The organism is Ralstonia sp. PBBBR1, assembly GCF_002256165.1.
GTDB lineage: Bacteria > Pseudomonadota > Gammaproteobacteria > Burkholderiales > Burkholderiaceae > Ralstonia > Ralstonia thomasii.
The window spans coordinates 77,707-96,580 of sequence record NZ_NKIL01000009.1 but is presented as its reverse complement, the minus strand read 5'-3'; the positions used below and the strand labels follow the sequence as shown (position 1 = coordinate 96,580).

The window sequence follows — 18,874 nt, the reverse complement described above, 5'->3', positions numbered from 1 at the left end:
ACTATGCTGCTCATCCCGGCCATCGACCTGAAGGACGGTCAGTGTGTGCGCCTCAAACAAGGCGATATGGATCAAGCCACCGTATTCTCGGAAGACCCCGCGGCCATGGCGCGGCATTGGGTCGAGCAGGGTGCGCGCCGCTTGCATCTTGTCGATCTGAATGGCGCTTTCGCGGGCAAGCCGCGTAACGAGGCGGCCGTCAAGGCCATCCTCGCCGAGGTGGGCGACGAGATCCCCGTGCAACTCGGCGGCGGCATCCGCGATCTGGGCACCATCGAGCGCTGGCTCGACGACGGCTTGTCGTACGTGATCATCGGCACGGCGGCGGTCAAGGACCCGGGCTTTCTGCGGGACGCATGCACGGCATTCGGCGGCCATATCATCGTCGGGCTCGATGCCAAGGACGGCAAGGTCGCGACCGACGGCTGGAGCAAGCTCTCCGGCCACGAAGTCGTGGACCTCGCCAAGAAGTACGAAGACTACGGCGTCGAAGGCATCATCTACACCGACATCGGCCGCGACGGCATGCTGCAGGGCATCAACATCGATGCCACCGTCAAGTTGGCACAGTCGGTGAAAATTCCGGTCATTGCCAGCGGCGGCTTGTCGAACCTCAAGGACATCGACCACCTGTGCGCGGTCGAAGAGCATGGCGTGGAAGGCGTGATCTGCGGTCGCGCCATCTATTCGGGCGACCTGAACTTCAAGGAAGCACAAGCCCTCGCGGACAAACTCGGCGCGGCCTGATCGTTGATCCAGCCGTGCACAACGGGCGCTCCGGCGCCCGACTCATCATGCTAGCCAAACGAATCATCCCCTGCCTGGACGTGACCAACGGCCGGGTGGTCAAGGGCGTCAACTTCGTCGAATTGCGCGACGCCGGCGACCCCGTCGAAATCGCACGCCGCTACGACGAGCAGGGCGCCGACGAAATCACCTTCCTCGACATCACCGCCACGTCGGACGGCCGCGACCTGATGCTGGGCATCATTGAAGCGGTGGCGTCGCAGGTGTTCATTCCGCTGACGGTGGGCGGCGGTGTGCGTGCGCTGGAAGATGTGCGACGGCTGCTCAATGCCGGTGCGGACAAGATCAGCATGAACTCCTCGGCGGTGGCGAATCCGCAGCTCGTGTCGGACGCCAGTGCCCGCCATGGCGCGCAGTGCATCGTCGTGGCTATCGACGCCAAGAAGGTGTCGGCCGAAGGCGAAGCGCCGCGCTGGGAAGTCTTCACGCACGGCGGCCGAAAAGGCACGGGCCTGGACGCCGTGGCATGGGCGCGCGAAATGGCGCAGCGCGGCGCCGGCGAAATCCTGCTCACCAGCATGGACCGCGACGGCACGAAAGCCGGCTTCGATCTGGAACTCACGCGCGCCGTGTCGGACGCAGTGCCGGTGCCGGTCATCGCCTCGGGCGGCGTGGGCAACCTGCAGCATCTGGCTGACGGCATTCAGCGAGGTCACGCCGATGCGGTGCTGGCCGCCAGCATCTTCCACTACGGCGAATACACCGTTGGCCAGGCCAAGCAATTCATGGCAGAGCAAGGCATTCCAGTACGGATCGGATCATGAGCAAGAAGTGGCTGAACAAGGTCCACTGGGACGACAACGGCCTGGTGCCGGTGATCGTGCAGGAGCAGGGCAGCAATGACGTCCTGATGTTCGCGTTCATGAACCGCGAGGCGCTGCAGAAGACGGTTGAAAGCGGCGAGGCCGTGTTCTGGTCGCGCTCGCGCAAGCGCCTGTGGCACAAGGGCGAGGAGTCCGGCCACATCCAGAAGGTGCACGAGATCCGCCTCGACTGCGATGAAGACGTGATCTTGCTCCGCGTCACACAAATCGGCGGCATCGCCTGCCATACTGGCCGCCACGCGTGCTTTTTCCAGAAGTTCGAAGGCAATGTGGAAGACGGCGATTGGCACACCGTCGAGCCGGTGCTCAAGAACCCCGACGACATTTACGCCGGCAAGCCCGGCCACAATCATGAGTGACACCCTGCGCCGCCTGGGCGAGGTGCTCGAATCCCGCAAGCTCGCCAACGGCGGTGACCCGGAAAAGAGCTACATCGCGCGCCTGTTCAACAAGGGCGACGATGCCATCCTCAAAAAGATCGGCGAAGAGGCCACCGAGACCGTCATGGCCGCCAAGGATGCCCGGGCCGCGGGCATGACCGACGAGGCGCGCAGCAAAGTCGTCTACGAAGTAGCCGACCTGTGGTTCCACACCATGGTGCTGCTGTCGCACTTCGACCTCACGCCGGATGACGTCGTGGGCGAACTGGCGCGCCGCGAGGGGCTTTCCGGTCTGGAAGAGAAGGCGCTGCGCAAGTTGCAGGCACGCGACGCAGCGGGGGACTGACTACGGTGACGGATCGTCGCAGGGAGGCAGTGTGGACAAATACGCAGCGGCAGTGGTGATGACGGACGACGCGGAGCGCCTAGCCGGGCTGCGTCGCCTCACGCATATTTTGTATGCGCTCTACGCCATTTTTTGGCTGACCGGCGGTATCACTGCATTGATTGCCATCATCGTTGGGTATGTTAAGCGCGACGATGTGCGCGGCACGCTGTATGAGTCGCACTTTCGTTGGCAAATCCGTTCGTTCTGGTGGTGCGTATTGTGGGGTGTGATCGGTGTGTTGCTCATTCCCGTAGCGTTCATCGGCTTTGCCGTCCTGTGGGCTCTGGGCATCTGGATGCTGTATCGTATTGTGAAAGGTTGGCTGTATCTGAATGACAGCAAGCCGATGTACGCAAATCCGTAAAATCAACCAATGGCGGCGCCACCGTTGCGACGCCACCAGCCGTATTTACGTGGGAGTAGGACATGGGTTCCTTTAGCATTTGGCACTGGCTGATCGTGCTGGTCATCATCATGATGGTCTTCGGCACGAAGAAGCTGCGCAACATCGGTTCGGATCTGGGCAGCGCCGTGAAGGGCTTCAAGGACGGCATGCGCGAAGGGCAGGAAGACAAGCCCGCCGGTTCGCAACAGCCTCAACAGACCGCCGGTCAGCCGCCGCGCGAGTTGCACGATGCGACGACGATCGACGTCGAAGCGCGCGACAAGTCCAAGCAAGGCTGAACACAGACGTCCCGCTGACCGATGATCGATCTCGGCATTTCCAAGCTGGCGCTGATTGGCATGGTGGCGCTCGTCGTCATCGGGCCCGAGCGTCTGCCCAAGGTGGCGCGTACCGCTGGCGCCTTGCTTGGCCGCGCACAGCGCTACATCGCCGATGTGAAGGCCGAGGTCAGCCGCGAAATCGAGCTCGAGGAACTGCGCAAGATGCGCACCGACTTCGAGCAGGCCGCGCGCAATGTCGAGCAGACCATCCACCAGGAGGTCAGCAAGCACACGACCGAGATCAACGAACGCCTGAACGAGGCGCTTGGTGATCCCGCGCACACGGCGACCTCCGCCCCCGACTGGCGCCCGGCACCGGGCAAGTCGCGCAATGGCCGCAACAGCTGGCGAAACAAGCAGCTTTCGATGCCCAAGTGGTACCGCCAGAAGCAGGGCGTGCGCATGTGGGCGCAATCGGGTGCGGCACGCGTCAAGCGTCATCGTCCGCCCATCGTTGCCGCACAGTCGCGTGCGCGCTCCTTCTTCGAATGATCTTCCGGGCGCGAGCCGTGTCTGCGGTGTCGCGTCCTGACGTCCCCCTTTCCAACCCGACATGAGTGCCGCTCCACTCGATCCGCAAGAGTCGCCCGAGGACGGCGCGCAGGAAACCTTCATTTCGCACCTGGTCGAGCTGCGCGAGCGCATCGTCAAGGCGGGTGCCGGCGTGCTGCTGATCTTTCTGGGCCTGGTCTACTGGGCGCCGGATATTTTCAACCTGTTCTCGCGGCCGCTGATCCAGGCGTTGCCCAAGAACGGTCACATGATCGTGACGGACGTCACCGGCTCGTTCTTCGTGCCGATGAAGGTGACGCTGCTGGCCGCCTTTCTGATCGCACTGCCGTGGGTGCTGTACCAGATCTGGCGCTTTGTAGCGCCGGGGCTGTACACGCACGAGAAGCGGATGATCATGCCGCTGGTGGTGAGCACCTATGTGCTGTTCCTGTGCGGTGTGGCATTTGCGTATTTCCTGGTCTTCCCGACGGTGTTCAAGGTGATGGCGCACTACAACGCGCCCCTGGGGGCCGAGATGTCGACCGACATCGACAAGTATCTGAGCTTTGCGATGACCACCTTCCTGGCTTTCGGCATCACCTTCGAGGTACCTGTGGTGGTGATGGTGCTGGTGCGCTTTGGCATCGTGAGCCTGGAGAAGCTCCGACAGGCGCGGCCATACGTGGTGGTGGGCGCCTTCGTGATTGCCGCGGTCGTGACGCCGCCGGACGTGATGTCGCAGTTGCTGCTGGCGGTGCCGCTGTGGTTGCTGTACGAGCTGGGGTTGATCTTGGCGGCAATCTTCATCCGTAACACCACGGCACCGGAGAACGATCCGGAGCACCTGCCGGTGGTGAAGGACTGACGGGCCGATCCAGTATCAGCCAAAGAAGAAAAGGCAGCCGAGGCTGCCTTTCTTGTTGCCGATGAATCCGCTGTTGCGTTTGTTGCTTCAAGCGGCGTACAGCCAGAACTGTTCGCGCGGGAAGGTCAGCGCGTACCTGCCGTCGCTCGGGGCGCTGGCGGAGTAGGCACGCAGGCCTGTGCCGGTCGCGCCGCTGTCGTCGGTGGCGCGGAACAGGCATTCCCAACGGTCACCCAGATACATGCGCGTTGCGAGCGGCAGGTGGATGGTGTTGTCGGCGTTGTCGACGCCCACGCGCACCTGTTCCAGGCGGATCACGCCGTGCGCCGATGCACCCGGCTTCAGATCACCGCGCGCCACACCCCACAGAGACCAGCCGCCCGTCTCGTCTACCAGGCGCGCCATGCCGTCACGCACTTCGGCGATCTTGCCATTGATGCGGTTGTTGCTGCCCATGAATTCGGCGGTGAAGAGAGTCTCGGGCGCGCCGTACATCTGCTCGGGCGTGCCCTGCTGTTCGATCACGCCGTTGTTCAGCAGCAGGATGCGATCGGACATGGCCATCGCTTCGCTCTGGTCGTGCGTGACCATCAGTGCAGAGAGGCCCAGGCGCACAATCAGCTCGCGCAGGAAGGCGCGGGCTTCTTCGCGCAGCTTGGCGTCGAGGTTCGAGAGTGGCTCGTCGAGCAGGATCACAGGCGGGTTGTAGACCAGCGCGCGGGCGATCGCCACACGCTGCTGCTGGCCGCCGGAGAGCTGGCTCGGGAAACGCTCGCCCAGGTGGCCGAGGCCCAGCTGCTGCAGCACGGCCTGCACGCGTTCCTTGATCTGCGCGGAGGGCGTCTTGCGCAGCTTGAGCGGGTAGGCGACGTTCTCCGCCACGGTCTTGTGCGGCCACAGCGCGTACGACTGGAACACCAGGCCCAGGTTGCGCCCTTCGGCCGGCACGTCGAGCTTCTTGGCGCCGTCGAACATGACCCGATCGCCGATCTGGACGGTGCCTTGACTGGCCTGTTCGAGGCCGGCGACAGCACGCAGCAGCGTGGTCTTGCCCGAACCGGACGGGCCCAGCAGCGAGACGACCTCGCCCTTCTGCAGCTGCATCGAGACACCCTTGAGAACCGGGTTGTTGCCGTATTGCAGGTGCAGGTCGTTGACAGTGAGTTCAATCATGGAGCTTCACTCCGAAACGCAGTGCGATGCCGAGGCCGACGGCCACCAGCACGATATTGACGAAGGACAGCGCGGCAACGATATCGATGGCGCCGCCCGCCCACAGGGAAACCAGCATCGAGCCAATCGTCTCGGTGCCCGGCGACAGCAGATACACACCGGTCGAGTACTCGCGCTCGAAAATCAGGAAGATCAGCAGCCACGCCCCGAGCAGGCCGTAGCGCGTGAGCGGTACGGTCACGTCGCGCGTGGTGCGGGCGCGGGTGGCGCCGACCGAGCGTGCCGCCTCTTCCAGTTCCGGACCGACTTGTAGCAGCGCGGCCGAGATCAGCCGCAGGCCATAAGCCAGCCACACGACCGTGTAGGCGATCCACACGCTGAAGATCGTGCTGCGCAGGTCGCGCAGGCTCGGCACGACGTTCTCGATGATCCAGTTGGCGAACGGCAGGCCGCTGTCGGTCAGGCCGGTCTCGATCCAGTTGGGTACGAACAGGAACACCCACAGGAACGCCAGGCCAGCCAGGAGACCCGGAATGGCGCGGGGCACCAGCACGCTGTAGTCGAGGAAACGCGTCCAGCCATCCGGCTTGCGGTGCATGGCCAGGCCGATGCAGGTGTAGCAAGCCACGGCGATGGCGCCACCGATCACGCCGATCAGTACCGTGTTGACCATCGCGCGCAGGAATTGCGGCTGCTCGAAGATCTGCTGGAACGCGGTGGTCGAGAACGCTTCCACCAGCGACATCCCTTCACCCCAGTTCGATACGAAGGCGCGCAGCGCGATGCCCGAGAGCGGCACCACCACCGTTACGAAGAACCACAGCACCACGACAGCCCAGGCCGGCCAGCGCCACGAGCCCAGCGGCAGCGGGCGGCTGCGCGTGACCTTACCCTTGACGGTGACGAAGCGGTTGGCCGAGCGCAGCATGTAGCGTTGCAGCAGCACCAGCGGGAACGTCACCATCACCAGGCAGACCGCCACGGCTGCCATCAGGTGATAGGCCGGCGTGCCGAGCTTGTTGGTCAGCTTGTACAGGTACGTGGCGAGCACCAGGTGGCCTTCCGGATCGCCCAACACGAGCACCAGGCCGAAGACCTCGAAGCCCAGGAAGATCACCAGCACGGCTGCGTACAGCAGCGCGGGGCGCACCATCGGCAGGCTCACGTTGAGCGCCACCGACAGCGGCGATGCCCCCGCGATACGCGCGGCTTCTTCCACATCCGAACCGAGGCTGCGCAGCGCTGACGAGACATACAGATACACGTGAGGCACATGCGTCAGGCCCGCAATGATGATGATGCTGGTGAACGAATACACGTTCCACGGCGCACCGCCAAGCAGGCTCTTGAACCACACGGTGTAGAAGCCCACCGGGCCGGCGGACACCACGTAACCGAACGCCAGCACCATCGGCGAGACGAACACCGGAATCATCAGCAGCGGTTCGAGAATGCGGCGGCCCGGCAGGTCCGAACGCACCATCAGGAACGCCAGGATGCCGCCCAGCGGTACCGAGATTACCGCCAGCCCGAAAGCGAGCGCGGCGGATTTCTCGAAGGCGTGCCAGAAGTCCGAATCCGTAAAGATGAAGCGATACGCATCCAGCCCCGCCAGCGCGTCGGGCATGAAGAACGGCGCAGACAGAAAGCTCTGGTAGAAGATCAGCGCCAGCGGCGTGAAAATCGCCAGCGCGGTAAGCAGAATGACCACGCCGCGCGGCAAAGCCTGTCCCACACGCGTCCAGGGCGAGCGCTTGAGGGTGGCTTGGCGAGCGGCGGCACGGTCTTGCGCTAGAGAACGCATGGTGCCTCCAGGAGGAACCGGCGCCAGATACGGATGGCGCCGGCAGGTCGGTCAGATGAGAGGTGTGCCGTTGATTAGCGGATCAGATCAACGGCCGGCGGCGGTACGCCATTGCTTGATGAAATCCAGGCGCTTCTTGGGTTCCAGGAACGCCAGGATCGATTCGTCGACTGGAATCGGCTTGATGCTGTTGCCGAGAATCTTCTTCAGGCCGGCGGCGGTGGCTTCGCCCGTCACGTCGTCCCGCAGCGAGTGCAGATCCGACTTGTTGGCGAGGATTTCCTGGCCGCGCTTGGACAGGATGTAGTCCAGCCACAGCTTGGCCGCGTTCGGGTTCTTCGCCTTCTTGGCGATCATCGCCACGCGCGACACCACCAGCGTGTAGTCCTTCGGATAGACGATGCCGATCGACGGATCCTTCTTGGCGCGTGCAATCGCGTAAGAACCGAGGATGTTGTACGCCACCAGGTTTTCGCCCGAGGCCACGCGCTCCATCATCGTGCCGGTAGAGGACTGCAGCACCAGGTTCGGGCCCACTGCCTTGACGAAGTCGAAGTACTGCGGCGAATCCAGATTGTCCTGCGCAGCCATCATGAAGCCCACGGCCGACTTCTCGATGTCGTACGTCGTGACCTTGTTCTTGAAGCGCTCGGGTTGGCTGGCGACCAACTTGGCGAAATCGGCGTGCGTTTGCGGCACTTCCGAATCCTTGATCAGGCGCTTGTTGTACAGGAACACGGCGGGCTCGTACGTCGTGCCGTAGGCCAGGCCCTTGTAGACAGCCCACTTCGGCACGTTCGGCACTTCCGGCGAGTCGTACTTCATCGCGTAGGTCTGCGCCAGCTTGAGCTGCGAGTCCATCGACGAGTTCCACATCATGTCAGCCGAGGCGCCGCCGGCAGCCTGCTCACTGATGAAGCGGTTGTACAACTCGCTGCTGTTCATGTCGTTGTACTCGACCTTCACGCCGGGGTAGAGCGACTCGAAATCCTTGATCAGCGGGTCGGCGGCCTTGGTGTCGGTCGTCGCATAGACCACCACCTTGCCTTCCTTCTTGGCGGCGGCAATGGTGTCGGCATAGCTGGCGGGGTAGCCGGCCGGAACTTGCGCGAAGGCGGCGGCGCTGAGGGTCAGTGCGGCAGCTGCGATTGAGGCGAGAGCGGCGTGCGCAGGCGTAAAGCGTCCACGAAGCATGGGTTTGTCTCCTGTTTGCTTGTGATGGTGTGGGGCCGGCTACTTATGGCGTGTTGCTTGTAGCTCGGACGGATGGCCCCAGGTGCGGCGGATTATAGAAATCGCGCGCTTTCGTCACGCTTTCATTGCGGCTGCTGCGTCGCAGCATGCTCGGTCGAGGCTGCCGCAGCCGCCAGCGGCACGCTGATCCGCGCCGACAAACCGACGCCGCCGTACTCGTTCGGCTCCCCGTCGGCCAGCTCGATTTGCCCGCCGCTACGCGCTGCATAGGCTCGCGCGATGGCCAGACCAAGGCCGGAGCCTTCGGCGGCGTAGCGGGCGTCTTTGGGCGCGACCTTGGGTTTACCCGAGCGACTTCCGCCCTCGTGCGCTCGGCGGAAGCGCTGGAACGCGTGTGCGCGCTCGTCGGCGTTCATGCCCGGCCCGGTGTCGTCCACGCAGACCAGTGCGGCATCGCCGTCAGCCGTGGCGCGTACGGTGATGCGTCCGCCGGCCGGCGTGTAGCGGATGGCGTTGTGCACGAGGTTGGAGAGCGCCTCGCGCAGGAAGGCTGGATAGCCGATGACGGGCAGCGCCATGACGAGGCCGCCGTCATCCCAGCCGAGGTCCTGCTGTTTTTCACGCGCCAACGGCAGCGCATCGACCACCACGTCGCGTGCCAAAACACCCAGGTCGAAGGTTTCGGCCGGCGCATCCTGCCCCGCATGCCGGGCGCGGGCGAGGGCGAGCAGCTGTGTGGTCAGCCGGTTCGTCGACTGCAGGCGCGCGATGATGGCGGACAGGCTTTCGCGTACGCGCACCGGGTCGGTTTCGCGCAGTGCGTATTCCGCTTGCGTGAGCAGCACGGCCAGCGGCGTGCGCAACTGGTGCGACGCATCGGCGAGGAACTGGCTTTGCGCCTCCGCAAGTTCGGCATAGCGATGAATGTGGTGGTTGATCGCGTCGACCAGCGGGCGGACTTCTGCAGGCACGTCGGTGGCGTCGAGCGGACGCAGGTCATCCGACGCGCGCACGCCGATGCTGCGTGCCAGGCGACTGAGCGGCCGCAGCGCGACGGTTACGCCGAGCCACAGCAGCGCGGCGCTGACCGCCACCAGCGCTGCATCGCGCAGCAGCGTGCCGCGCCACACCGCCTGCTGCAGCGCGCGCCGCGTCTCGATGGTTTCTGCCACCTGAATGACGATGCGCGCCGGCAGCCCCGGTTGATAGAGCGGCTTGGCCACGGCGGCCACGCGTACGGGCTCGTCGTGGTATGTCGCGTCGTAGAAGAGTGGGGTGTCGTTTTCCAGCCGGGTGACGGGCAGCGGCAGATCGTCGTAGCCGGTCAGCGCCGCTTCAGGCGCCTTGCCCGGCAAGGGCTCGAAAGCGACGCGGTAATAGACGTTGCTCTGCGCCGTCGATTCGAACATGGACAGCGCCACATACGGCACGTTGACCTGCACCTGGCCGCGCTCGATCGTCACGCCGTTTTCGATGGCGCGCACCGAGCCGAGCAACGCGCGATCGTACGCGCGATCGGTCGCGCCACGCAGCGCCTGGTACGCCGAGACGATGTCGATGGCCAGCACACCCACCAGCCCCGGCAGCAGCAACCAAAGCAACGTAAGTTTCAGGCTGCGCGGCAGCCGGAGCCAGGCGGGCCGCTGCATCATGCGCTGCTGTCGCCGGCGGCGGGCCCTTCACCATCGCCGGCCTCGAGCAGGTAACCCAGCCCCCGTACGGTGACGATCTGCACGCCCGTGCCCGCCAGCTTCTTGCGCAGGCGGTGCACGACCACCTCGACTGCGTCGGGGCTGGAATCGCTGTCCAGGTTGAAGACCTTGTCGAACAGATGCACCTTGCTGATCGGCTGGCCGGTCTTGTGCAGCAGTGCCGACAGTGCGGCGTGCTCCCGCGGCGTGAGCGATAGCGGCTCGCCCGACAGCAGGAATGCCTTGCGTCCGGTATCGAATTCCAGCGGCCCGCAACGCAGGCGCGGGAACGCCCGGCCGCGGCTGCGGCGGATAAGCGCCATCAACCGCGCTTCCAGCTCGGACAGCGCGAACGGCTTGGTGAGGAAATCGTCCGCGCCGGCATTGAGCCCGCGCACGCGCTCATCCAGTGCGCCCTGCGCCGTGAGGATCAACACCGGCGTGCGGTCGTCGCGCGCGCGCATGTCGGCCAGCACGGCAAAGCCATCCTTGCGCGGCAAGCGCAGGTCCAGCACCACCGCGTCAAATTCTCCGGAGCCCAGGAAGGCTTCCGCGATGACGCCGTCAGCGGCGCGCTCGATCACGAAGCCGCTTTGCGCCAGCGCGCGCGCCAGCCATGCGGCCAATTCTTCCTCATCCTCCACCAGCAAAATCCGCATCGGGTGTCTCTCAATATCGTTCTGGCCACTTTTTCATGATAATGCGTGGCGCCTTGATCTCGGCCACATCGCCGATCACTCCGTCCACCTGACGCGTCGCACAGATGCGCTCCAACCGGCATGTCGTCCATCCCCAATTCCCGTCGCCGCTGGCTTTGTCAGACCGCCGCATTGCTGGCTGCAAGCGGCGCCGTCGCGCGTGGAGCGCACGGGCAATGGCTGGCCCGCCAGGCCCCGGAGTTGCCGTCGTACTACCCGCGCGACTACGGTGCGATGATCGACGCCGCGCGCCACGAAGGCCGTGTCACTGTGTATTCCACGACGGATTTCTCCGCCGCGTACCCGCTGATCCGCGCCTTCGAAACGCGCTACCCCGGCATCACCGTCGACTACCGCGAGCAGAACAGTGACGATATCTACCGCCGCTTCCTCGCAGAATTCGCCGCCAAGTCGCCGGGCGCCGACGTGGTCTGGAGTTCGGCCATGCCCGAGCAGTTCAAGCTCGTGAACGACGGCCACGCACTTCCTTACGCATCGCCCGAGCGGCCTTACCTGCCATCGTGGGCGATCTGGAAGAACGAGGCGTACGGCACGAGCTACGAGCCGGTCGTCTTCGTCTACAACACGCGCCAGTTACCGGCGGAGTTGATTCCTTCCACCCATGCCGACTTCGCCCGCATTCTGAATAGCCATCGTGACTTGCTGCGCGGTCGCGTCGCCTCCTACGACATCGAACACTCCGGCTCCGCGTTCCTCTTCGCCGCCGAAGACGCCCGCACCACGCCAGTGTTCTGGGATGTTGCCAAGGCATTGGGCGGCGTCAACGTCAACCTGTACATCACCACGGCCGCGATGCTGGAGCGCGTCGCTTCCGGCGAAAGCCTGCTCGCCTACAACGTGATCGGCTCGTACGCCGCACGCTACGCCGATCGCAACCCGGCGCTCGCCATCAAGATGCCGACCGACTACACGCTGGTCGCTACGCGCGTCGCCTTCATTGCGCGGCGCGCTGCCCGCCCGAACGCCGCGCGCCTCTGGCTCGACTTCATGCTCTCGCGCGACGGCCAGAGCGTGATGGCGGACCGTGCGTTCCTGTTTTCGCTGCGCCAGGACGTTGAGACCGGGCTCACCGCCAAGCGCCTGCTCGCCGAACTGGGAAACACGCATCGGCCCATTCCCGTTGGCCCGGGTTTACTCGCCCATCAAGATCAGCTCCGCCGTGCCGATTTCCTAAAGCGATGGCACGCCGCACTCGGCCGATAAAAAAGAGGACAAGGAAGCACTTATTGCCGTAACGTGGTGCGAAGGCGACAATTCAGAACTGTCACCGACTGCCAAATTTGTTGCGCAGTAAGAGGGTGACAATCGCCCGCCAACCCCTGTGCCACCGCGCAACAAGCGGGTCGCGCCCCCCTCTCAATGGGGCTGGGCGCGTGTTGCCCATGAGCAACAACTTGGCCGCAAATCGCGGCCCAGAGCCAGAAAGGGTTTCCGGAATCAGTCAACGCTGGCACATAATGCGGTCAGACGTGAGGTATCTGCGTCGTCCATAAGGACAGTCAAGATTTCCCAATCAGTTGACAAGGAAAGTGTCGATATGAAGATGAAACTGTTTGCAGCTGCTGTTGCAGCTTTGGCCGCCGGTGGCGCCTATGCACAATCCTCCGTGACCCTGTACGGCGTGGTCGACGCTGGTCTGACCTACGCAAACAAAGTGCCGAACGGCAACGGCGGCGGTAGCTCGCGCGTTGGCCTGGATTCGGGCGGCCTGTCGGGTTCGCGTTGGGGCCTGCGTGGTGTTGAAGACCTGGGCGGTGGTCTGAAGGGTATCTTCAACCTGGAAAGCGGCTTTAACCTCGACGACGGCAAGTCGGGCCAAAACAGCCGTCTGTTCGGCCGTAACGCTTACGTCGGTCTGCAAGGTCAGTGGGGTCAACTGACCCTGGGTCGCCAGCAAAACCTGCTGTACGACTTCTCGCTGATCTATGACCCGATGGCAATCGCTTCGCGTTACTCGCTGGCTGGTCAAGACGCTTTCTTCGCTCAGCGTGCAGACAACGCTGTTAAGTACATCGGCACGTTCGGTGGCCTGAGCGTCTCGGCTCTGTACTCGTTCAACCGTGATGGTAACGAGCAACCTGGCCTGAGCAAGCTGGGCCGTGAGTGGAGCCTGGGGGCTAACTACGCTGGTGGCCCGTTCGCAGTTGGTGCAGTGTATGACCAGTCGAACCAAACGACTGCTCTGACCGGTGCTGCAGTTGACAACAAGGAACAACGCGCCACGATCGCTGGTACGTACGCGTTCGGCCCGGCTAAGCTGTACGCTGGCTACCGTTGGTACAAGGCTAACTTCGCAACTGTTGCTGGCAATGGCAACCTGCGTTCGAACCTGTACTGGGCTGGCCTGGGTTACCAAGCTACTCCGGCTCTGTCGCTGACGGGTACGGCTTACTACCAACAGTTCAAGAACAGCAACGCGGGTAACCCGTGGCTGTTCGTGGTCGGCACCGACTACGCCCTGTCGAAGCGCACCGACGCTTACTTCAACCTGGCTTATGCTAAGAACAGCAGCGGCTCGGGCCTGGGCGTGCTCAACCTGAACACGACCGATTCGTACGCTGGTACGACGCTGGGTAGCACCAACTTCGGCAACCAGAACGTGTACTCGAGCCCGGCTGCTGGCAACGCCAACCAGTTCGGCGCTACCGTTGGTATCCGCCACAAGTTCTAATTTGACGCGCTCGTAAGGGCGCATCGAATGAAACGGTTAAACGCCGATCCCGAAAGGGGTCGGCGTTTTTCTTTGTGCGAACGATTCGCAGCGTGCATGCATGGCTGAAACGTCGCTAGGGGTGGTCTTAGCTGGTGTGCAAGCTTCGGTTGATGGTGGGAGTGCAGGCGAGGCGTGAGCAGGGCGTCGCGCTTGCTGTTTTGCGATGGCATACGCCAGGGCCGCCCTGGACCGCCCAGCAGAGCGGGACGAAGGCAACTCGTATCGACGTTGCGCAGCCGTTGGTACGTCGGATCGCTCGTTGAGCGGGGGGGGGGGCTACGTCAAGGTGTCTCTCTCCTCGTCAACGTGCCGGCTTGATTCTCAAGCGTGCGCGCATAAAAAACGGCGGCACATCTGGCCGCCGTTTGTATATTCCGAAGCCTGCTGCTTACTGCTGTTCTTCGTCGTCCTGCGAGGGCATCGGTACGTTGCGGCGCGTTGGCGGCGGACGTTTGCCGACAACGATGGTCAGCTCTACCGCCTTGCCCTTGCGCGACACCGTCACCTTGGCTTCCGCACCGGGTTTCAGCTGCGCGATGCTGTTCAGCAGCGCCGTCGTATCCAGGATCGGTTGACCATTCACGCTGGTGAGAATGTCCCCCGGGCGCAGGCCCGCCCTGTCCGCCGGGCCACCTTGGACCACGGCGGCAATCAGCGCGCCATCCTTGCGCGACAGGCCAAACGACTCGGCAATTTCCGGCGTCACATCCTGCGGTTCAACACCGATCCAGCCGCGGACCACGCTACCGGTCGAGATAATCGACTCCATCACCTGCTTGGCCAGCGATACCGGAATCGCGAAGCCGATGCCCAGCGAGCCGCCCGAGCGCGAGTAGATCGCGGTGTTGATCCCGAGGAGGTTGCCGTCGGCATCAACCAGGGCGCCGCCCGAGTTGCCTGGGTTGATCGCGGCGTCGGTCTGGATGAAATTCTCGAAGGTGTTGATGCCCAAGTGGCTGCGTCCCAGTGCGGAGACAATGCCCATCGTCACCGTCTGGCCCACGCCGAACGGGTTGCCGATGGCGAGCACCACGTCGCCGACGCGCACATTCTCCAGCCGGCCCAGCGTAATGGCGGGCAAATTCGGTAGGTTGATCTTGAGGACGGCCAAGTCGGTTTCGGGATCCGAACCGACCACCTTCGCGTTGGCCTTGCGGCCGTCGGTCAGGGCGACTTCGATCTCGTCGGCCCCGTCTACTACGTGGTGGTTCGTTAGAATGTAGCCTTCCGAGCTGACGATCACGCCCGAGCCGAGACTGGCCGTGGGTTCTTGGCGTTGCTCAGGAGCGCGGTCTCCGAAGAAGAAGCGAAACCACGGATCTGCGCTGGCTTGTGGGCTGCTGCCACGCTTCGGCGCGTTCTTGCTGCTGAAGATGTTGACCACCGCCGGCATCGCCACCTTGGCCGCTTCCGCGTAGGAGTTGCTGGAGGTGCCGCCGTGGCCGATCGGCGCGACTTCCTTCAGCGCGACGATGGGCGAGCCGGATTGCACTGCGACCTTGCCGCGCTGCAGCCAATCAGGCTTGAGCGTGGCGATCACAAACCAGACGGCCAGGACGACCGTGACGGCTTGCGCAAAAAACAGCCAAAAGCGGCGCAACATAGAGCGAAGTTGAGTCCAAATGGATCGAAAAGAACTTGAATTGTACTTGAACGACCTGTTGCAGGCGGCCCGTTTTCGGGACTATTGCCCCAATGGTCTCCAGGTACAGGGGCGCGACACCATTGCGCATATCGTGACGGGGGTGACCGCTAGCTTGGCGCTGATCGAAGCCGCCATCGAAGCGCGTGCCGACGCCATCCTCGTGCATCACGGTTACTTCTGGAAGGGAGAGGATGGCCGTGTCGTAGGCCAGAAGCATGCGCGCTTGAAGCAACTTCTGGCGCACGATCTCAACCTGTTCGCGTATCACTTGCCGCTCGATGCGCATCCTGGGCTCGGCAACAACGCGCAGCTGGGTGCGTTGCTGGGCATCTCGCCTCAGGGCAGGTTCGGCGACGACGAACTTGGCTGGATTGGTACGCTTGCCGAAGCAACCACGCTGGGCGATTTCGCGCAGACGGTGTCGGCAAAGCTGAACCGGGAGCCGCTTGTGATCGGCGAGGGGGATCGCCCGGTGCGCAAAATCGGCTGGTGCACAGGCGGTGCCCAAGGCTGGTTTGACGCCGCCGTGGCCGCCGGTGTAGACGTGTATCTGAGCGGTGAAGCGTCGGAGCAGACCACGCATCTTGCGCGTGAATCGGGTGTTGCCTATATCGGTGCGGGTCACCACGCCACCGAGCGCGGTGGCGTTCGGGCGCTCGGCACTCATCTGGCCGAGCGCTTCGGTGTGCGTCACACCTTCATCGATATCCCGAATCCGGTGTGAGTCGACGTCCGATTACGGCTTGTTCTTCAGGCTGTCGCGAATCTCGCGCAGCAGTTGGATGTCTTCTGGTGTTTCGGCGGGGGCAGCCGGCGGGTTGGCGTCGATCATGCGCGTAATGGCGCGCACCATCAGAAATACGATAAACGCCAGAATCAGAAAATTGACCGCCACGGTGATGAAGTTGCCGTAGGCGAAGACCGGCACGCCTGCCTTCTTCAAATCAGCCAGGGTATGCGGCACACCGGCGGGCGCCTCTGCCAGCTGGATGAACAGGTTCGAGAAATCCAGCTTGCCAACGATGCGGCCAATCAGCGGCATGATCAGATCATTGACGAGCGAATCGACGATTTTGCCGAACGCCGCACCGATGATCACGCCTACCGCGAGGTCGATCACGTTGCCGCGCATCGCGAATTTCTTGAAGTCTTGCATCAGTGCCATCGGTTTTCTCCGGATTGTTTGATTCGAGACAAACGGTCAAGCTAGCGAACGGTTGACCTGAATTGTTGAAAGCGAGGTTGCAAGAGACATGCCGAAGCCTTGCCTGGACTGGGCTGGAGGGCAATCGGTGCGACCACTATATCCGCAACGGACGCCCCCCGCGACCGCTACCGTTGGCTAGGTACGCTCGGGTATAATTTTTGGTTGACGCGAATCTATCTTGATTTCTCACCCTGGGGTCTTGCATGAGTGACCAGCAAAACGTGGACAAGGGTCGCCGCAATCTATTGATTGCGACGTCCGTGGCTGGTGGTGTGGGAGGGGTTGCAGTTGCGGCCCCTTTCGTTTGCACATTCGCACCATCTGAAAAAGCCCGCGCAGCGGGCGCGCCCGTAGAGGCGGACGTGAGCGACCTGGCCCCGGGCCAGATGAAGGTGGTGGAATGGCGCGGCAAGCCGGTCTGGCTGCTCAAACGCACGCCGGACATGCTGGAATCGCTCAAGAAGACCGATAACGAAGTCGCAGACCCCAAGTCCGACGTGCCCTTCACCATGAAGACGCCGGACTACTGCAAGAACGAAACCCGCTCCCGTGCCGAGCATAAAGACCTGCTGGTCGTGGTCGGCATCTGTTCCCATCTTGGTTGCTCCCCGTCTGGTCCGTTTCCCGCGGGCGCCAACGTGCAACTCGCCGCAGACCCCGGCTTCGTCTGCCCGTGCCACGGCTCCACGTTCGACCTGGCTGGCCGCGTGTTCAAGAACAAGCCCGCGCCGCAGAACCTCGACGTTCCGCCGTACATGTTCCTGTCCGACACGAAGCTGGTGATCGGTAAAGACGAGAAAGGAGAGGCTTGATCATGGCCGAGAAGAAGGTGGAGACAACCGGGCTGCTGGGCTGGATCGATGCGCGCTTCCCGGCATCCGAGCTGTGGAAGGCGCATCTGTCGGAGTACTACGCGCCGAAGAATTTCAACTTCTGGTATTTCTTCGGATCGCTGGCGCTGCTGGTGCTGGTGATCCAGATCGTCACGGGCATCTTCCTGGTGATGAACTACAAGCCGGACGGCACGCTCAACGCCGCCGGCATTCCCGTCGCCTATGCGAGCGTGGAGTTCATCATGCGCGAGGTGCCGTGGGGCTGGTTGGTGCGCTATATGCACTCAACCGGCGCTTCGGCGTTCTTTATCGTCGTGTATCTGCACATGTTCCGCGGCATGCTGTACGGCTCGTACCGTAAGCCGCGCGAGCTGGTCTGGATCTTCGGCTGCCTGATCTTCCTGTGCCTGATGGCAGAAGCCTTCATGGGCTATCTGCTGCCGTGGGGTCAGATGTCGTACTGGGGCGCGCAGGTCATCGTGAACCTGTTCTCCGCCATCCCGCTGATCGGTCCGGACTTGTCGCTGTGGATCCGCGGTGATTACGTGGTGTCGGACGCGACGCTGAACCGCTTCTTCTCGTTCCACGTCATCGCGGTGCCGCTGGTGCTGCTGGGCCTGGTGGTGGCGCACATCATCGCGCTGCACGAAGTGGGCTCGAACAACCCGGACGGTGTCGAGATCAAGGCCAAGAAGGACGAGCGCGGCATCCCGCTCGACGGCATTCCGTTCCATCCGTACTACTCGGTGCATGACATCGTGGGCGTGGCGGTGTTCCTGTTCATCTTCAGCGCGATTGTGTTCTTCGCGCCGGAAATGGGCGGCTACTTCCTGGAAGCCAACAACTTCATCCCGGCAGACTCGCTGAAGACGCCGCCGCACATCGCGCCGGTCTGGTACTTCACGCCGTTCTACTCGATGCTGCGCGCGACCACGTCGGACTTCCTGCCGTGGTTGTGGGGCTTCATCGCGATCATGCTGGGTCTGCTGTTCGCACGCACGAAGAGCATGAATGTCAAAGTGGTGGCCGTGGCTGTGGCCGTGATCCTGGCACTGGGCTTCAAGTTCATCGACGCGAAGTTCTGGGGCGTGGTCGTGATGGGCGGTTCGGTGGTGATCTTCTTCTTCCTGCCGTGGCTGGACCACTCGCCGGTCAAGTCGATCCGCTATCGCCCGGGCTTCCACAAGACGCTGCTGATCCTTTTCGTGATCGCCTTTGCGGTCCTGGGCTACCTGGGCATTCAGCCGCCGAGCCCGGTCGGTTCGATCATCTCGCAGATCGGCACCATTCTGTACTTCGCGTTCTTCCTCGCGATGCCGATCTGGAGCCAGATCGGGACGTTCAAGCCAGTGCCCGAGCGCGTCACGTTCACGCCGCACTGATAGAGCCCGCGCACAAGGACCCATGAAGGAC

The 18,874-nt window shown here is 63.2% G+C and carries 20 protein-coding genes; 13 read left to right on the top strand and 7 right to left on the bottom strand.

The genetic code is table 11. The annotated features are described in order from the left end of the window. Positions 1–3: 3 nt before the first annotated feature. The 8 genes from hisA (at position 4) to tatC (ending at position 4,482) form a co-directional block, all read left to right on the top strand. The gene (gene hisA, locus CFE42_RS17650; protein WP_004634607.1) at positions 4–747 is read left to right on the top strand and encodes a 1-(5-phosphoribosyl)-5-[(5-phosphoribosylamino)methylideneamino]imidazole-4-carboxamide isomerase; all 744 of its coding nucleotides are present in this window, start codon (positions 4–6) and stop codon (positions 745–747) included. A 47-nt stretch (positions 748–794) separates the two neighbouring features. Then, entirely contained in the window at positions 795–1,571 is a 777-nt protein-coding gene (hisF, locus tag CFE42_RS17645; RefSeq protein WP_004634609.1) for an imidazole glycerol phosphate synthase subunit HisF, read from the top strand. Further along, entirely contained in the window at positions 1,568–1,990 is a 423-nt protein-coding gene (hisI, locus tag CFE42_RS17640) for a phosphoribosyl-AMP cyclohydrolase (RefSeq protein ID WP_004634611.1), read from the top strand. The genes hisF and hisI overlap by 4 nt, the downstream gene beginning before the upstream one ends. Next, on the top strand, positions 1,983–2,357 hold the full coding sequence (locus CFE42_RS17635) for a phosphoribosyl-ATP diphosphatase (protein ID WP_004634613.1): 375 nt from the start codon (positions 1,983–1,985) through the stop codon (positions 2,355–2,357). Before hisI ends, CFE42_RS17635 begins: the two co-directional genes overlap by 8 nt. 31 nt (positions 2,358–2,388) lie before the next feature. Beyond that, the gene (locus CFE42_RS17630) at positions 2,389–2,763 is read left to right on the top strand and encodes a membrane protein (RefSeq protein ID WP_004634615.1); all 375 of its coding nucleotides are present in this window, start codon (positions 2,389–2,391) and stop codon (positions 2,761–2,763) included. 62 nt (positions 2,764–2,825) lie between these two features. After that, positions 2,826–3,083, top strand: a complete 258-nt coding sequence (gene tatA, locus CFE42_RS17625; protein WP_004634617.1) for a Sec-independent protein translocase subunit TatA — start codon at positions 2,826–2,828, stop codon at positions 3,081–3,083. Positions 3,084–3,104: 21 nt separating this feature from the next. Beyond that, positions 3,105–3,617: a Sec-independent protein translocase protein TatB gene (gene tatB / locus CFE42_RS17620; RefSeq protein ID WP_004634619.1), complete on the top strand. Its 513-nt coding sequence runs from the start codon at positions 3,105–3,107 to the stop codon at positions 3,615–3,617. A 61-nt stretch (positions 3,618–3,678) separates the two neighbouring features. Continuing rightward, positions 3,679–4,482: a twin-arginine translocase subunit TatC gene (gene tatC, locus CFE42_RS17615; protein WP_004634621.1), complete on the top strand. Its 804-nt coding sequence runs from the start codon at positions 3,679–3,681 to the stop codon at positions 4,480–4,482. Positions 4,483–4,569: 87 nt separating this feature from the next. Here tatC and CFE42_RS17610 read toward each other — a convergent pair whose 3' ends face one another. From CFE42_RS17610 to CFE42_RS17590, 5 genes are all read right to left on the bottom strand, one after another. Continuing rightward, a complete protein-coding gene (locus CFE42_RS17610; protein ID WP_004634622.1) occupies positions 4,570–5,655 on the bottom strand; it encodes an ABC transporter ATP-binding protein in 1,086 nt (361 codons plus the stop codon). Beyond that, positions 5,648–7,459: an iron ABC transporter permease gene (locus tag CFE42_RS17605; protein WP_004634624.1), complete on the bottom strand. Its 1,812-nt coding sequence runs from the start codon at positions 7,457–7,459 to the stop codon at positions 5,648–5,650. The genes CFE42_RS17610 and CFE42_RS17605 overlap by 8 nt, the downstream gene beginning before the upstream one ends. An 87-nt stretch (positions 7,460–7,546) precedes the next feature. Continuing rightward, positions 7,547–8,653: an ABC transporter substrate-binding protein gene (locus CFE42_RS17600; RefSeq protein WP_004634626.1), complete on the bottom strand. Its 1,107-nt coding sequence runs from the start codon at positions 8,651–8,653 to the stop codon at positions 7,547–7,549. A 122-nt stretch (positions 8,654–8,775) separates the two neighbouring features. Then, positions 8,776–10,305 (bottom strand): sensor histidine kinase, encoded by a 1,530-nt coding sequence (locus CFE42_RS17595; RefSeq protein WP_004634629.1) that lies wholly within the window; start codon positions 10,303–10,305, stop codon positions 8,776–8,778. Next, entirely contained in the window at positions 10,302–11,003 is a 702-nt protein-coding gene (locus CFE42_RS17590) for a response regulator (RefSeq protein ID WP_004634631.1), read from the bottom strand. Before CFE42_RS17590 ends, CFE42_RS17595 begins: the two co-directional genes overlap by 4 nt. Before the next feature lie 120 nt (positions 11,004–11,123). On the opposite strand from CFE42_RS17590, the gene CFE42_RS17585 reads away from it, so the two are divergent. Both CFE42_RS17585 and CFE42_RS17580 read left to right on the top strand, forming a co-directional pair. Beyond that, positions 11,124–12,266 carry an ABC transporter substrate-binding protein gene (locus tag CFE42_RS17585; protein WP_004634632.1) on the top strand — a complete coding sequence of 381 codons (1,143 nt, stop codon included), beginning with the start codon at positions 11,124–11,126 and terminating at the stop codon, positions 12,264–12,266. A gap of 334 nt (positions 12,267–12,600) precedes the next feature. Then, complete coding sequence (locus CFE42_RS17580; RefSeq protein ID WP_004634634.1) at positions 12,601–13,734, top strand: porin; 1,134 nt, start codon at positions 12,601–12,603, stop codon at positions 13,732–13,734. A gap of 430 nt (positions 13,735–14,164) precedes the next feature. Here CFE42_RS17580 and CFE42_RS17575 read toward each other — a convergent pair whose 3' ends face one another. Then, positions 14,165–15,379 carry a Do family serine endopeptidase gene (locus CFE42_RS17575; protein ID WP_004634635.1) on the bottom strand — a complete coding sequence of 405 codons (1,215 nt, stop codon included), beginning with the start codon at positions 15,377–15,379 and terminating at the stop codon, positions 14,165–14,167. Positions 15,380–15,398: 19 nt separating this feature from the next. Here CFE42_RS17575 and CFE42_RS17570 point away from each other — a divergent pair, with 19 nt between their 5' ends. Further along, positions 15,399–16,145 carry a Nif3-like dinuclear metal center hexameric protein gene (locus tag CFE42_RS17570; RefSeq protein ID WP_004634638.1) on the top strand — a complete coding sequence of 249 codons (747 nt, stop codon included), beginning with the start codon at positions 15,399–15,401 and terminating at the stop codon, positions 16,143–16,145. 12 nt (positions 16,146–16,157) lie between these two features. Here CFE42_RS17570 and mscL read toward each other — a convergent pair whose 3' ends face one another. Further along, positions 16,158–16,586: a large conductance mechanosensitive channel protein MscL gene (gene mscL, locus CFE42_RS17565; protein WP_004634640.1), complete on the bottom strand. Its 429-nt coding sequence runs from the start codon at positions 16,584–16,586 to the stop codon at positions 16,158–16,160. A gap of 245 nt (positions 16,587–16,831) precedes the next feature. Between mscL and petA the strand changes: the two genes are divergently transcribed. Beyond that, positions 16,832–17,440: a ubiquinol-cytochrome c reductase iron-sulfur subunit gene (petA, locus tag CFE42_RS17560; protein WP_004634643.1), complete on the top strand. Its 609-nt coding sequence runs from the start codon at positions 16,832–16,834 to the stop codon at positions 17,438–17,440. After that, on the top strand, positions 17,440–18,843 hold the full coding sequence (locus CFE42_RS17555; RefSeq protein WP_024542174.1) for a cytochrome bc complex cytochrome b subunit: 1,404 nt from the start codon (positions 17,440–17,442) through the stop codon (positions 18,841–18,843). The genes petA and CFE42_RS17555 overlap by 1 nt, the downstream gene beginning before the upstream one ends. Positions 18,844–18,874: the final 31 nt, after the last annotated feature.